Consider the following 14,068-nt stretch of genomic DNA (forward strand, 5'->3'; position numbering starts at 1 on the left):
TGAAAATGCAGGACCAATCACCCTCAAAAATTAAAAGAAATACCGATTCGGCAATTGAAGATGGCCTTGCCAGGCTGACCCCTGAGAAAATTACTGAAACCATAAATCAGGTGTTGCAAAAGGAAACGGGGCCTAGGTTAAAGGCTTATGTAGAGACCTGTATGCGGTGCGGTCTTTGTTCCGATGCCTGTAGTTATTTTTTATCCAATGACAGAAATCCTGAATTTTCCCCGGCCGCCAAGGTTAAGCAGACCATTTGGGAAATGATTGCAAAAAAGGGCAAAGTTTCCAAGGATTTTATGCGAAGGGCCGTTCATATTGCCCATATAGAGTGCAATGTCTGCCGGCGATGTTCCATGTATTGCCCATTTGGGATTGATATCGCCTATATGATGCTTTTAGTCAGGCGGATCTGTCATAAGCTGGAAATAACCCCCCAATATATTCAGGACACGGTCAATTCCCATTCTGTTACCATGAACCAGATGTGGGTCAAGGAGGATGAATGGATCGACACGCTTCAGTGGCAGGAGGAAGATGCCAGGGAAGAGTTTGATAATTTAAGAATCCCCCTGGACAAGCACGGGGCCGATATCATGTATTCCGTGATCGCTCCGGAACCAAAGTTCCAGGCAGGCCTTATTTACCAGGCAGCTACGATAATGCATGCGGCCGGGATCAACTGGACCATGCCGTCGGGTCCGGGTTGGGACAACTCCAACATGGCCATGTTTACAGGGGACAGCGAGATTTCGGGCAGAATCGCCCGGACCTTTTACGAAACAGCTGCAAAGCTTAATGTTAAGCGCATTGTCATGGGGGAATGCGGCCATGCTTTCCGGTCCATATATGATGTGGGCAATCGCTGGATTTCCTGGGCAATGCCGCCCTTTGAAATTGTTCATGCCCTGGAATTTTACCATGAACTTTTGACCCAGGGCCGGATTACCATAGGGGAAAAATATAAAAAAAAGGTCACCCTCCACGATCCTTGCAATGTATCCCGGGGCAGGGGGCTCCATGACATGGCCCGGGAAGTTGTGAGAATGACCTGTGATGATTTTGTCGACATGGTACCCAACAGAGAACACAATTATTGCTGTGGAGCCGGGGGTGGTGTGGTCAATTGTGGTCCTCCATACAAAACCGAGCGCATGGTCAACAATCGGGTTAAGGCCGAGCAGCTTGCGGCCACCGGAGCACAGGTATTAATTGCACCGTGTCACAATTGTCACAGCGGGTTGGAAGATATTGTTCATCACTATAAACTGGACATGGAAGTGAAGTTTTTGGGGGATATTATTTTTGAAACCATGGAAAAGAAAATTTATAGGCCAGGAGAATAAGATGAAATATAAATTCTTGATTTTAACCCTGATCCTGCTGTTGATACCGGTATGGGGTGCTTTTTCCGGGCAGGAGCAACCCAGTGATACCCAAAAATTAGAAAGGCTGGACAATTCGGTGTTTCACAAAACCCGAAGACCTGGTGCCGTTTTTTCCCATGATGATCACAATGAAAAGGCCGGTCTTGACGATTGTGCTGTCTGCCACCATGTGTATGAGAAAGGGATACTTGTGGCAGACGAATCCAGTGAAGACAGCCCCTGTTCAGAATGTCATGCACTCGTACCTGAACCTGACAATCGGTTTTCGCTTTCCGTGGCATTTCATAAACGGTGCAGGGACTGCCATTTTGAATCGGGAAAAGGGCCTGTGCTTTGTGGGGAATGCCATATTAAAGAATAAGGAGGCATGATGACAAAAAAAATTATGATCGTGGACGATGATCCTGCTATCACCCGATACCTGGATGCATTGTTTACAGACAATGGATATGAGACCTGTGTTGCCGACGACGGTAAAAAAGCCATGGATGTGTTTAAGGAAAACGCCCCGGATCTGATTACTCTGGATCTTGAGATGCCCGAGGAATGGGGGCCACGGTTTTTCAGGAAAATATCCAAGATTGCGGGCTTTAATACGCCGGTGATTGTTATTTCCGGCCTTTCAGGGCGTAAACATTCCATTCCAAAAGCCGAAGCTTTTTTTGCAAAGCCCTTTGATGCCGACGAGTTGCTCAAGACGGTAAAAAATGTTCTGACCGGGTAAAAAATGTTTATAAAACAATTTAGATACTCAAGGGATAATTTGGGGTATATCGTTTTTTCAGACACCCAGGGGATTGCCCAGGGTGTTGTCATTGACGGTGGAAACCCAGATGATATTGTTGATTTTTCCTTGGTCCGGGGTATTGATATAAAATATGTTACCAATACCCATTATCACCAGGACCATACCTGCGGGAATACAGGTCTGCTTGAAAAAAATCCTAAGGCCCGGTTTATTGATTGCCGAAGAATCAGGGCGGGACAGGTGATTGACCTGAGTGGTGAAATTCTTGAGATTTTTTTGACCCCGGGCCATACGCAGAATGATGTTTGTTTTAAGGCTGATGATTTTCTGGTGACCGGGGATACCCTTTTCAATGGGACCGTTGGAAATTGTTTTTCAGGAGATTTTGGCAGCTTTTTTACCTCCTTGAAAACCCTGATGGCCTTTCCCATGGAAACAAAAATTTATGCCGGCCATGATTATGTTCAAGAATCCATGAAAATGGCCGCAAGCATAGAAGAAGATAATCCAGATATTGAGGCCTATCTTCAAAAATATGACCCCAGGTTGGTTGTTTCAACCCTGGAAGATGAGTTGCGGGTGAATCCCTATCTTAGGTTTAATGCCCCCGGCATGATGACGCGGTTGAAAAAAAGAAAAATGCCTCTTGCTACAGAGGAACAACGATTTTTTTCCATCATGGAAATATATTAAATTCTCCTTTGGGAACCATTGATTAATTTTTAATGGGTCTTACCTTAATTAGGAAATTTATGTCTTCGGCGTATCCTGCTGCCACTGGCAGGAGGGCGTTAAGATATTTTATAGATTTTTGGAGATAGTGTTAATGCTTGATAAAAATATTAAACCTTCAACTGATTCCCAGGATCCTGTCTTTGCCCTGGGCAGACAGCTTACCATTGAATACTACAACTGCGGCCAGGATCTTCTGCTCAGCAAAGATGCCGTGGAAAAAGCATTGCTCAAAGGTGCCAATGACAGTGGTGCCACCATTATCAGTTCCTCTTTCCATAAGTTTGAGCCCCAGGGAGTGAGCGGGGTCGTGATTATTGCGGAATCTCATTTTACGGTGCATGCCTGGCCGGAACATGATTATGCTGCCGTTGATATATTTACCTGCGGCGATAACATTGATCTGGATGTTGCCATCCATTCCATGGAGGAATCCTTTGGCGCTGGTCGGGTGGTGATTTCATCGGATCAGAATCGGGGTCTTATCTCCCCTCCTGCTCGCTTAAAGTTGGATTCAAAATCAAAGACTGTTTTAGATACAATAAAAGACCGAAACACCCTGCCCATCTCCTGGAAAAAAGCCTATGGTAAGCAGGATCCTTGGGGGGTATTAACTTCGCTGGATATCTATGGCTGTGGGCCGGACATCATTCGGGATGCCAAAATGATAGGCAAATTTGTGAAGGATCTTTGTGAAACCATCGAGATGAAACCCTTTGGCAATTGCCAGGTGGTCCATTTTGGAGAGGATGAAAAAATTGAAGGTTTTTCCATGACCCAACTCATTGAAACTTCCCTTATTTCCGGTCATTTTGCCAACGCAACTAATACGGCGTATCTGGATATTTTTTCCTGCAAATTTTATGAGCCCCGGGATGTGGCTCATTTTGCCATGTCATTTTTCAAGGGCGATCACTATAAAATGCAAATTGCCCTGCGGCAATAATCAAAAAAATAACGCTGTTTTTGTTGAAAGCGTCGTGAGTTTATAATGAACACCCAGGAAGCCCTGCCAGGAAAAATAGAGATAAAATTGATTAAAACCGCTTGTTTAGATGAGATTGTGTCTCTTTACAAAGATGCGGGATGGTGGAAGGATAGCTATGGGGAATCCCCTGAATTTTTAGAGGGGATTGTGGCGGGTTCTGCCCTTTTTGCAGGCGCTTTTGAAAATAATAAGATGATCGGTATGGGAAGAGCCCTTTCCGATCAGGCAAGTGATGCTTATATTCAAGATGTCGCTGTCTTAAAAGAATTTCAGGGCAGGGGCATTGGAAAAAAAATTATCCAAATACTGATCGCCGGGTTAAACGCCTGGGGTGTGGACTGGATCGGTCTGATAGCACAACCCGGAACCACCGGTTTCTATGAAAATTTAGGGTTCGAGCAGCTTGAAGGACATGTCCCGCTAAAACTAAAGGACAAAAAAGAATGAAAGCCAGATGTGACAAAGTTGAGTGTGACCCAGGGCAATTAATAACCTTTCCGACACCATCTCGTTTTAAGCTGGAAGATCAGCCATTGGTTCGATCTTATATCGATCGGTTCCATCCTGAGTCCTGTGAATTTAATTTTTCAAATCTTTTTTGCTGGCAGGAAATCTATGATTATTCATGGTTCATCTTTAAGGGGAGACTGGTCATCTATGAGGGGGTCAATAACTGTGGATTCATGCCGTTGGGGGAGGCGTTCTCGCCCGATGAATTGAAGGAGCTGTCACACCATTTGATCTGCATGGGATTTGAGCCGGATATCAGTATTTTTCCCAGGGAGTATGTGGATGCATATCCTGATATTGAAAGGTTCTACACCATCCGGGAAGAACGGGATCATGCTGAATATATTTACCGGGTTGACAGTCTGGCAGAATTGACCGGGACTAAACTTCACAAAAAAAGAAACCTTATTTCTCAGTTTAAACGGCGCAATCCGGATTATTCGGTTAGGCCCTTGAAGGCTGATGATTTCCCCATTGCCCGGAATTTTGTCCGTCATATAATTGAAACCCGGGAAAAAGTATCCCAAGACCTTGAAGATGAATTCAAGGCCATTGAACGCGCCTTTGATAATTTTGAGAGCCTGGGGTTTGAAGGGATTGCGCTTTGGGTAAACGATAAACTGGTGGCCTTTTGCGTTTTCAGCCGTCTAACTCATGATACCTATAATGTTCAGTTTGAAAAATCCGATCTGGCCTTTAAAGGGGCTGCCCAGGTTATTAACCAGGAAACTGCAAAATTTCTGCAAAACAAATGTGTGTATGTAAACAGGGAGCAGGACCTGGGTATCAAGGGCCTGCGCCAGGCAAAGCTATCCTATGAGCCGGAACGACTCATTGTTCCCCATACCCTGATCTTTAAAACCTGATATTTAAAATTTGATAATGGGGTGGCCCGGTAGCCCATTATATTTTTTCTCTTTCCCGGGGTGAAAGACCCTCCTAGGGGGTTGTCTGGACAATTACCTGTCCTCTGGAGGTAAAAGAGATCCCTTGCTGGGACTGAGTTCCGATCATTATCGACTCGGCAATGGGTGGATTCGCCTGTCTTTTTGATGACCATTCTACGATAAAATTTGCTCCGGATCCGCCTTCCTTGTCCCTTGATAAGATAATGTATCGGGTGGAATTTAAGGCAGGCAGGACCAGGGGGCTGTCCAGATAGTGTTTGATCAATTCTCCTTTGGATCCATAATAATCGACGGCAGTGAGGGTGATGGGGGTTTGGGGGTCAATGTTCCGAATACTCAGGGTGACGGTGAGTTGATAGAGATTGGCCCTGTTGCCGATGTAAATATGGGAATAGGCCGGTACGTATAGGGTTTGACCTTTTGAAAGCTCGTAACAGTCTTTTGCCTGAACCTGAAAGGCAAGGCCGAAAACAAAAAAAAGGGTCAACGCACGCCAAATATGTTTCTTTTTCATTGGATTGCTCCTGGATTTTAGTGGAGGGGGGGCCCCTTCTATTGATAGTGATTGATATCGTCAATAAAAAATCTTAACAGGTCTGTTAGATTAACACCAGTATTTTTATCTCTCCTTCGGGCTTAATGGGCTGTGTCTCGTCCCTTTTTTTGTTTGAGTAAAAAAAAACTTTTCAAATTAGAGATTGTAATCTATACTTCGATAAGATCCTGGTAAAAAATATTTGGGACTGGGCAATATTTAAGTTTTTATGCACCTTCCCAGGAAGCAAATAATGTGTTAGATTTCAATTACCCCCAATTCTTATTCAGCCTCCAATTCTTATTTAGTCCCCAATGACAGCAATTGACACTGCATCGGAAAGCAAAGTTCCCCTCAGAATCGTTTCTGTAAGAGCCATCTATTAAACAGTTCTTCCATTCCTTTGATGATATTCAATCAAGAGGAAAGCAAATGAAATGGAATCGACAAGATGTTTTTTTAAAACCGTCATGGGGATTCACCTTGGTGGAAGTAATGACGGTCATCGCCATTATGGGAATAATGGCAGCCACCAGTATAACCATGCTGATTAAGGCTGAACCCAGGGCCAGGAAGGTTGCAAGAGAACTGATGGGGGATATGCAGATGACAAGGATCTCTGCCATTAAGAAGGATCAGGACTGGGCCATTGTATTTATTCCTGCAGCCAGCACCTATTATATCTGCTCCGATCGAGGGTCTGACAATGTCTGGTCCACCATACTTGCCAGTAATACCATTGAAAAAACCGTCAGTTTTACAAATTATGGTGCCGGTGTCCAATTTGGAAGTGGCATTGCAGATTCATCAATGAGTGGCGGTGCTTTTGGTGACGGTGTTAGCTATAATTCCAATGTGTTGACCTTTAACTCGCGGGGAACTTGTTCTTCAGGATATGTTTACCTTTTTTACGGCGATGCGTCATATGCGGTGGGCACCCTCAGTACGGGGGTCGTCAGAATCAGACGGTGGTCAAACGGTGGGTGGAGATGATGAATATTCTTGGAACCGCCAAGGGGATTACCCTTGTAGAGCTGTTGGTGGGAATGTCTATCTTCAGCCTTGTTGTTGCGGGTATTATCTCATCCAAATTGGAACAACAGGGTCAGCATATAAGTCAATTGCAGGCAGTTGAGATGCAGCAGAGTGTCAGGACTGTCATGTTTTTGATAAAAAGAGAAATCAGGATGGCCGGGTTTGACCCTTTTATGCAGGATAATGGGGCCGGCATCATTATTGCCGAGGCGAACAATCTATCTTTCAGCATTGGTGCTGGCGATGACGGCAAGGATAATGATGGGGATGGACAGGTAGATGAATATCGGGAATTGGAAACGATCGCCTATGCATTCTTAGACCCGGAAGGGGATGGGGATGATATGACCGTAAGTTACAATGGTGCCGGCGCCCAGGTGATTGCAGAGAACATACTGAACCTTAATTTTTCCTATTACGATGCAAACGGGGGGAGCCCTGGTTCTCTTGCTGATATTAAATCCGTACAAATAACAATTACCACAACAACCGATGTGAATGAGTTGGCCCGGACAGCAAATAACAACACCCGGACCTTAAACACAAGTGTATATTTGCGAAATATGGGATTATAAATGAAGCATTTAAATTGGATCAAGTCTTCTGTCAGGCATCTTGCTGATCAGCAGGCCGGGTATTCGATAATAGAGGTGATGATTTCATTGGCAATTTTTGCCATCGGTATCCTGGCGGTCGCAACCTTGCAGATCCAAGCGACAAAAGGCAATACAAATGCCAGAAAATGTTCAGAGGCATCTGAAATCGCCCAGGGGCAGATTGAGGCGCTTATGGCCATGCCCTATGCAAATGTCGCTGATCAAATAGTTTTAACGGCGGATGGTTATACGCTTCAATGTGTCATCGTGAATCAACAAGATATGGATGGGGATGGAGATACGGATATCATGGAAGTACAGGTGATTGTAAATGACCCTTGTGGAAAAAAAAGGGCGGATCTTAGGTTTAAAAAAGCAGCGGACTTTTAAGCCCACCAGCAGGGATATTTAGGTGTTCTGTCTGTGTCCCGTCAGGGAGGTGTGATTTTGGTTAAAGATGTTTGTATTATAGAAAATGAACAGGGTTCCGCCATCATTATTGCCTTACTTGCCCTTGCTCTTGTTACCCTGCTTGGAATCTCCTCCATTGACACAACCTGCATTGAGTTGAAAATTGTACGCAATGAACGAATGTATCAGCGATGTTTTTATGTTGCCGACAGTGGATGGAAAGACGGCGCCTGTTGGCTTGAGGGTAAAAGCGAGGCTCCGTCTAAAATAAATGTAAACCCCTCCCTTAGTGAGGATGAGCTCAAAATTGTCAGGAACTTTGGTGATGGGGCCGCAAATGTCCTGAATGACGATTTTCCTGATAGCTCTGAAGATGATACCATTGATTCCATCCCTTATTGGTATAATATTCAATATAGCCAGGATCAAATAGTTGCCGGTAGCGGCAAAACGTATCGAGAATTTATCTACATTGTTAAATCCAATGCAAACAAAGAACATGAAATTGAGGTAAGGTTAAAAAAAATATATAAGATCGGTTATTAGGCAGGCCAGACATAAATTTCCAGGAGGCAGTCACAATGGATAGATGCCATAAAATTAACAGCATCCGGTTACTTTTATGGATCTGTTTTATGGTTGTTCTGCCTTTTTCAGTGTTTGGAGACCAGATTGAAGTTCGGGTATCCCATGGGGATGATGATGCCCAGGAAAACATTAGCACAGGTGATATTTACCTTACCAATGTGGATCTTGAAATGACCTGTGAAGGGGATGACCAGGCAATCGGTATTCGTTTTCTCGATATTGCCATCCCTTCTAAGGCCGTGATCACCAATGCTTATATGGTATTTAAAGCAGCGGGGGATGAAACGGATGCCACTGATCTTGTTATTCGAGCAGAGGACAGCGACGATGCCGGTCGGTTTACGGTTGACAACGGTGACATCACCAACCGAGCTTTAAACAATGGGTTTGTAAACTGGCATGTACCGCCCTGGAACAGCAATTCAATCTATGAAACCCCTGATCTTACATCCCTGGTCCAGGAAATCATCGGCAGGGGAGGATGGGTTCCGGGTAATGATATGGCTTTTGTAATCACGGGTTCGGGCCTAAGAAGGGGGGTCGCCTATGATGGGTCCCATGAAGATGCACCGTTGCTGCATACAGAATACACGGAAACAGCAGTACCCTATATTCAGGTGAATCAAACATTTTTGGCGCCTTCCTGTCTATTTGGGAATAATCCTGCCTCAGATACTTTTACCATTACAAACTCGGGTACTGCCGATTTGAATTATAGCCTCGCCCATGATCAGGACTGGGTCAGTCTTTCTTCCAGCAGCGGGGTGTTGTCTGCCGGATCAACCACTGTTATTAGCGTTGGGTATACGGTATCCTTATTGGATCCTGGTTCCTATAATGCCCTTATTACCATAGAGGGTACAGGATCCTCCCTGGTTCCCAATAGTCCTGTGGAGATCAACATCACCCTGGAACTTCAGGTGCCCACTCTGGAAATTATTGTGTCCGCATCAAGTGATGATGCCGAGGAGAGTGAAGCCGGAACAATGAATCTTTTAAGTTCTGATTTAGGCCTAGGTCATGAAACAACAGATCAGATAGTGGGCATCAGATTTCAAAATGTTGTGGTTCCAAAGGGCGCATTGATAAAAAAAGCCTATATTCAATTTGATGTTGAACAAGATGTTAATATGAATCCTGTTGACCTTCATATATTTGGCGAAGCTTCGGATAATCCAGCTGCTTTTTCAGCCACATCCCATAATATTTCAGACAGGGTCAAGACAGATCAGTTCCTAGGATGGAACACTCTTTTGGATTGGCATATGGGAGAACAGCATAAGACCCCTGATTTAAGGAGTGTGGTTCAGGCGATCGTCGGAAGAGCAGGATGGTCCAGCGGAAATGCAATGGTTTTCATGATCCAGGGGTCTGGAGAGCGGATTGCAAATTCCCATGACGGCATGGGGGTGCCGCCGCTGCTGCACATAGAGTATCAAGAAGGTCATTTCCCTAATATTTCCATTGATAGAAATAATATCGGGGCCATATGCCATGAAGGCAGTGATGCAGTTGAAGACAGCATTTTAATAACCAATACAGGAGATGACGCACTGACCTATCAAATGGTTTTGGAAACACCGGACCATGATTCCTGGCTGGCGGTTTCAGCCTCAGGCAGCATTGGTGTGTTAAATCCGGGAGAGACTGCTGAACATACCATAACCTACGCAAATTCAAACCTTGACCCGGGCAATTATAACGCTATCATTACCATCACCGGCATAGATACGCCCAATAGTCCCTGTGAAATTGATGTTACCTTGACAGTTTTTGCCCTTCCCGGCTCCGCAAATTGCGGCAGCGTTCCGATTTATACCCAGAACCTGACAAGCCCGGCAATCCTGGTATTACTGGATGTCTCCGGCAGTATGGACCGCATGATGAATGTCAGCCCTGTTATAAATCCCCATACGCCTGATCTATCCAGTATTGTCCAGGAAATTGTAAATCGAGATGGATGGCGGTATGAAAATTCAATGACGTTTATTATCTCGGGCACAGGACATAGAACCGCAAGTTCCTATGATGGGAACAGCGGATCTGCGCCACTGCTCCATGTGCAATATAACGACGGCAGTGTCCGGGAAATTAATATCAGGGTATCCCAGGGAAGTGATGATGCCGAGGAAAGCAGTTCAGGCAGTGTGGATATTGAAAGCTCTGATCTGGAGATCGTATCTGAAGCGACTGTTCAGATTCTGGGAATTCGGTTCCAAGATGTTGCCATTCCCCAAAATGCTGCCATTGAAGCTGCCTACCTGGAATTTGAAATTGATGAACAACAAAGTGAAGATACAAATTTATGGATTCAGGGTCAAGCCCATGACAGTCCGGCAGAATTTACGACGGAAAACCATAATATTTCAGCCCGGACCATGACGTCAAGTGCAGTTGCCTGGAATGTTATTGAACCATGGGAAGCAGGTGCTCAAATGCGCCGGATTGATATTGGAAAGGATGTCATCCGTGAACTTGTGAAGGATCGAAGCATCGCCTGGGGTTTTGGAACCTGGTGTTCTAAAATTGCTGACGGATATACGCCAGATATTGATTATACCAAAATCCATGTGGGGTGCAAATTTAATGATGATATCCACCAGGCTGAACTCCAGGCAGCGATTGCAGATACGGTTGCCCATTTTGGAACACCATTTGATTCTTCCATAAAAGCGGCAAGACAATATTTTCTGGGGAATAAAAAGGATGGGGACGGGGCAGGTGACCCCTATAATCGGGTCGATTGTCAGCCAAAGTTTTTGATTGATATAACCGATGGCCTGGGAAATGGAACTCTGGCACAAGTTGTTACCCATACAAATGCACTTTGCGATATCAATGTAACCCCAATTGCAGTGGGGTTTGGAATTGATAATGCCGTTCAAATTGAAGCGATGGCAAGAATAAGTAATGAACGCGGAGATGCATCCCCGGCGTTGTATTCACTGCACAATGACACGGACGGTGTTGGGCAGCCATTTCTCGCTGGCAACAGGGAAGAACTTGTTAACACCCTCTCAACCCTTGGGGAAAGCATCAAAGCACGTATATTCCATGGGTCTGCCCCGGCACCGGCAACTTCGGTTAACCAGGGAGATCTTGTGATTATTGCAAGTTTTAATGCTGACAATTGGTCGGGTGAACTTTCGGCCTTAACGCCTGATCCGGATACGGGAGATTGGACCCATGTGCTTTGGCGTGCAAGTGAGGTGCTTCCTTTTTCAAGAAAAGTGTATACCATTGACCCTGACAGCCTGGAGGTAATTGCCTATTCAGATCTTGATCTGAGCAATGATAATTATTTTGATTCCTTTAGTGATGGATATTTTTGTAACCCCCTGGGGGATTTTATTCATTCAATCCCCGTAATAGTGGGAGATCCTTCTTTCCATTATGATTTTGACGATTACGGTGCCTTTAACCCGGTACGGGATCCCATGGTGTATATCGGTTCAAATGATGGTGCTCTCCATGGGTTCTCCCTTTCAACCGGGGAAGAGAAGTGGGCCTTTGTACCCCTTAACCTCCAGGATAAATTGAACCGGGCAAATGAGCCGGAATTTAATATGTGCGGAGAAGATTACTGCCATCAGTTTTTTGTTGACGGATCTCCCCAGGCCGCAGATATCTATGACGGTTCAAGTTGGAAAACCATACTGGTCTGTGGTGAGGGGGAGGGGGGAGATGCCTATTTTGCTCTGGATATTACTTCGGGTGTTTTTAATGAATCAGACGCTCCGGGACAATATTTATGGCAGTTCAGAGATGATGACAATTTGTCCTATCTTCTGGATGAGGTGGATAATGATTCAGACGGTACCATTGATGAAGCAGATGAAGCCAATAGTCAGCTGGGTGAAACAGGGGCAAAGGTCAGTATTGACAGAATTGCAGATGGAGAAGATAATGAAAGTTGGGGCGTTTTCTTTGGTTCAGGATACGCTTCAACCCATCAGGAAAATAAGCAGGCTTATTTGTATGGTATTGCTGCAAATGATAAAACGCCTTTATGGCAAAGGGATGGGCTTGATATCAACCGGATAAAATTATCTAATTCTCAATTGCCCAATGATGTAGCGTCTCCGGTCTTGACGGCTGATTTTGAAGGGGATTATATTTCAGATTTGATCTATGTGGGAAACCGTTATGGAACCATGTACCGGGTTTCAAATATTGGCAGGACTGAGGACCCTGAGATAACCACATTGTTTGATTTTAATCCTTCCAGTTCATCGGCCAGCCTTACTCCAATTAGTGCAAAGGCAACCTATGCCCATGGAATTAAAACCGAAACCCAAAATTATCCCATATGGATTTATTTTGGAACCGGAGAGTATAAACTGCAGGCAGACAAAATGAACACAAATTTGCAGTATTTTTTTGGCCTCAAGGAGAATCGGGACCTGCCTCGCTGCTATCTATACCCCTTTACAGGGGAGTCTCCAAATCCTGAAGATCCAATTATATGCGGTGATCTTGTGGCACTTGCGGCAAAATTTATAAGCAAAAATGTGACCAGTGAGGAAGGGGTGACAGAGGAAAAACAAGTCCGCTATATTGACGGGGGTTGTACTGAAAATCAGTCCTGGCTCATTAAGCTCTACAATGGTCAGGCCCAATACAACGGCCCCGTTGTATTGGGAAGTGAGCGCGTTATAGTGCAGCCTCTGGCAGTGGGGGGAGTTGTATTTTTTACAACCTATATTCCCGATTCTGATGTTTGCAGCGGACAAGGGAAAACATGGATTTTTGCCGTGGATTACAATTCCGGTTGTGCATCGACAAATCCTGTGTTTGATCTGAATGGTGACGGTTTGTTTGATGAAAATGATACAATACCAAATCCAGATGATCCGGATAACCCCTATATCCCGGCCGGGGTTTCCATTGAGGGAGGGCCGGGGTCTAAACCGGTACTGGGTCCCGGCAACACTTTGTTCATCACGACCCCTGTTGGCGGGGTGGAAGCAATAAAGGTGAATCTGCCAGCCCTTAAAGTAAGGCTGGGTTCCTGGAAGGAAAATGAAGGATAAAATTTTTAAAATCAGCGTTACAAAAGGACAAGGACCGAACATGAAATTAATTATATTCATTCTATGCAGCTTTATTTTTGGGTTCCCGGGTATGTTATCTGCCGAATTATATAAATATTATAATCAAAACGGCACCCTTTGTTTTACGGATGACCTTTCCGTGGTACCGGCAGATCAGAGGCAAGCGCTTGAAACCATTCATGAAATTCAAACAAAACAGATTGTTGATTTTCAACCTGTCCCAGATGTTGTCATAAAATCAGATGCTGTCAAAACATCATCACCGAGCCAAGCCGTTCCTAATGAGACAGGCGAAAAATTAGACCTTGATATGGAATTTAAACAACTTGGGACGGTAAAAAAAGATCTTGGTGATGAATTTATCACTCTCAAAAAAAGGCAAGATGTGTTGATTCCAGAAGGAAAAAGAAAAATGAATGCCAGGGAAATCAAAGCATATAATCAAGAAATCAATGCATTAAACCAAGATACGTTAAAATATAAAGAAAAACAGCAGGCCTATTTCAAAAGAGTTGAAACATACAATTTAAAATTGGAATCCGCTCCCTATAAAATGACCCATTGATATGGGATGT

The 14,068-nt window shown here is 44.5% G+C and carries 14 protein-coding genes; 13 read left to right on the plus strand and 1 reads right to left on the minus strand.

Features of this window, described 5'->3' with window-relative positions; translation table 11 throughout:
• Positions 1-5 precede the first annotated feature (5 nt).
• The 7 genes from tmcB to ACZ45G_RS09835 all read left to right on the plus strand — a co-directional run bounded on the left by tmcB (position 6) and on the right by ACZ45G_RS09835 (position 5,232).
• A complete protein-coding gene (gene tmcB, locus ACZ45G_RS09805) occupies positions 6-1,346 on the plus strand; it encodes an electron transfer complex ferredoxin TmcB (RefSeq protein WP_464177520.1) in 1,341 nt (446 codons plus the stop codon).
• A gap of 1 nt (position 1,347) precedes the next feature.
• Complete coding sequence (tmcA, locus tag ACZ45G_RS09810; RefSeq protein ID WP_464177522.1) at positions 1,348-1,749, plus strand: acidic tetraheme cytochrome c3 TmcA; 402 nt, start codon at positions 1,348-1,350, stop codon at positions 1,747-1,749.
• 6 nt (positions 1,750-1,755) lie between these two features.
• Positions 1,756-2,112, plus strand: coding sequence for a DVU0259 family response regulator domain-containing protein (gene divK / locus ACZ45G_RS09815; RefSeq protein WP_464177524.1), 357 nt, complete (start codon positions 1,756-1,758; stop codon positions 2,110-2,112).
• 3 nt (positions 2,113-2,115) lie between these two features.
• Positions 2,116-2,829, plus strand: coding sequence for an MBL fold metallo-hydrolase (locus ACZ45G_RS09820; protein WP_464177526.1), 714 nt, complete (start codon positions 2,116-2,118; stop codon positions 2,827-2,829).
• 133 nt (positions 2,830-2,962) lie between these two features.
• Positions 2,963-3,814: an adenosylmethionine decarboxylase gene (gene speD / locus ACZ45G_RS09825; RefSeq protein ID WP_464177528.1), complete on the plus strand. Its 852-nt coding sequence runs from the start codon at positions 2,963-2,965 to the stop codon at positions 3,812-3,814.
• Between the two features lie 45 nt (positions 3,815-3,859).
• Positions 3,860-4,303, plus strand: a complete 444-nt coding sequence (locus ACZ45G_RS09830) for a GNAT family N-acetyltransferase (protein ID WP_464177530.1) — start codon at positions 3,860-3,862, stop codon at positions 4,301-4,303.
• Entirely contained in the window at positions 4,300-5,232 is a 933-nt protein-coding gene (locus tag ACZ45G_RS09835; protein ID WP_464177532.1) for a DUF2156 domain-containing protein, read from the plus strand. The genes ACZ45G_RS09830 and ACZ45G_RS09835 overlap by 4 nt, the downstream gene beginning before the upstream one ends.
• Before the next feature lie 73 nt (positions 5,233-5,305).
• Here the strand turns inward: ACZ45G_RS09835 and ACZ45G_RS09840 are convergent, their stop codons facing one another.
• A complete protein-coding gene (locus ACZ45G_RS09840; protein ID WP_464177534.1) occupies positions 5,306-5,788 on the minus strand; it encodes a DUF3124 domain-containing protein in 483 nt (160 codons plus the stop codon).
• A 453-nt stretch (positions 5,789-6,241) separates the two neighbouring features.
• Here ACZ45G_RS09840 and ACZ45G_RS09845 point away from each other — a divergent pair, with 453 nt between their 5' ends.
• From ACZ45G_RS09845 to ACZ45G_RS09870, 6 genes are read left to right on the plus strand one after another with little or no spacing between them, the layout of a single operon-like run.
• Positions 6,242-6,802, plus strand: a complete 561-nt coding sequence (locus ACZ45G_RS09845; protein WP_464177537.1) for a pilus assembly FimT family protein — start codon at positions 6,242-6,244, stop codon at positions 6,800-6,802.
• Positions 6,799-7,419, plus strand: coding sequence for a PilW family protein (locus ACZ45G_RS09850; protein ID WP_464177539.1), 621 nt, complete (start codon positions 6,799-6,801; stop codon positions 7,417-7,419). The genes ACZ45G_RS09845 and ACZ45G_RS09850 overlap by 4 nt, the downstream gene beginning before the upstream one ends.
• Entirely contained in the window at positions 7,420-7,830 is a 411-nt protein-coding gene (locus ACZ45G_RS09855) for a type IV pilus modification PilV family protein (protein WP_464177542.1), read from the plus strand.
• A gap of 57 nt (positions 7,831-7,887) precedes the next feature.
• The gene (locus ACZ45G_RS09860; protein ID WP_464177544.1) at positions 7,888-8,397 is read left to right on the plus strand and encodes a pilus assembly PilX family protein; all 510 of its coding nucleotides are present in this window, start codon (positions 7,888-7,890) and stop codon (positions 8,395-8,397) included.
• Positions 8,398-8,432: 35 nt separating this feature from the next.
• Entirely contained in the window at positions 8,433-13,472 is a 5,040-nt protein-coding gene (locus ACZ45G_RS09865; protein WP_464177546.1) for a PilC/PilY family type IV pilus protein, read from the plus strand.
• Complete coding sequence (locus tag ACZ45G_RS09870) at positions 13,462-14,058, plus strand: hypothetical protein (RefSeq protein WP_464177548.1); 597 nt, start codon at positions 13,462-13,464, stop codon at positions 14,056-14,058. Before ACZ45G_RS09865 ends, ACZ45G_RS09870 begins: the two co-directional genes overlap by 11 nt.
• Positions 14,059-14,068 lie beyond the last annotated feature (10 nt).

The organism is Desulfoconvexum algidum, assembly GCF_055382125.1.

Coding starts and splice junctions, on each gene's coding strand:
- ACZ45G_RS09855 (WP_464177542.1), top strand. CDS start 7,420: ATGAAGCATTTAAATTGGATCAAGTCTTCTGTCAGGCATCTTGCTGAT.
- ACZ45G_RS09835 (WP_464177532.1), top strand. CDS start 4,300: ATGAAAGCCAGATGTGACAAAGTTGAGTGTGACCCAGGGCAATTAATA.
- speD (WP_464177528.1), top strand. CDS start 2,963: ATGCTTGATAAAAATATTAAACCTTCAACTGATTCCCAGGATCCTGTC.
- ACZ45G_RS09840 (WP_464177534.1), bottom strand. CDS start 5,788: ATGAAAAAGAAACATATTTGGCGTGCGTTGACCCTTTTTTTTGTTTTC.
- divK (WP_464177524.1), top strand. CDS start 1,756: ATGATGACAAAAAAAATTATGATCGTGGACGATGATCCTGCTATCACC.
- ACZ45G_RS09820 (WP_464177526.1), top strand. CDS start 2,116: ATGTTTATAAAACAATTTAGATACTCAAGGGATAATTTGGGGTATATC.
- ACZ45G_RS09830 (WP_464177530.1), top strand. CDS start 3,860: ATGAACACCCAGGAAGCCCTGCCAGGAAAAATAGAGATAAAATTGATT.
- ACZ45G_RS09845 (WP_464177537.1), top strand. CDS start 6,242: ATGAAATGGAATCGACAAGATGTTTTTTTAAAACCGTCATGGGGATTC.
- ACZ45G_RS09850 (WP_464177539.1), top strand. CDS start 6,799: ATGATGAATATTCTTGGAACCGCCAAGGGGATTACCCTTGTAGAGCTG.
- tmcB (WP_464177520.1), top strand. CDS start 6: ATGCAGGACCAATCACCCTCAAAAATTAAAAGAAATACCGATTCGGCA.
- tmcA (WP_464177522.1), top strand. CDS start 1,348: ATGAAATATAAATTCTTGATTTTAACCCTGATCCTGCTGTTGATACCG.
- ACZ45G_RS09870 (WP_464177548.1), top strand. CDS start 13,462: ATGAAGGATAAAATTTTTAAAATCAGCGTTACAAAAGGACAAGGACCG.
- ACZ45G_RS09865 (WP_464177546.1), top strand. CDS start 8,433: ATGGATAGATGCCATAAAATTAACAGCATCCGGTTACTTTTATGGATC.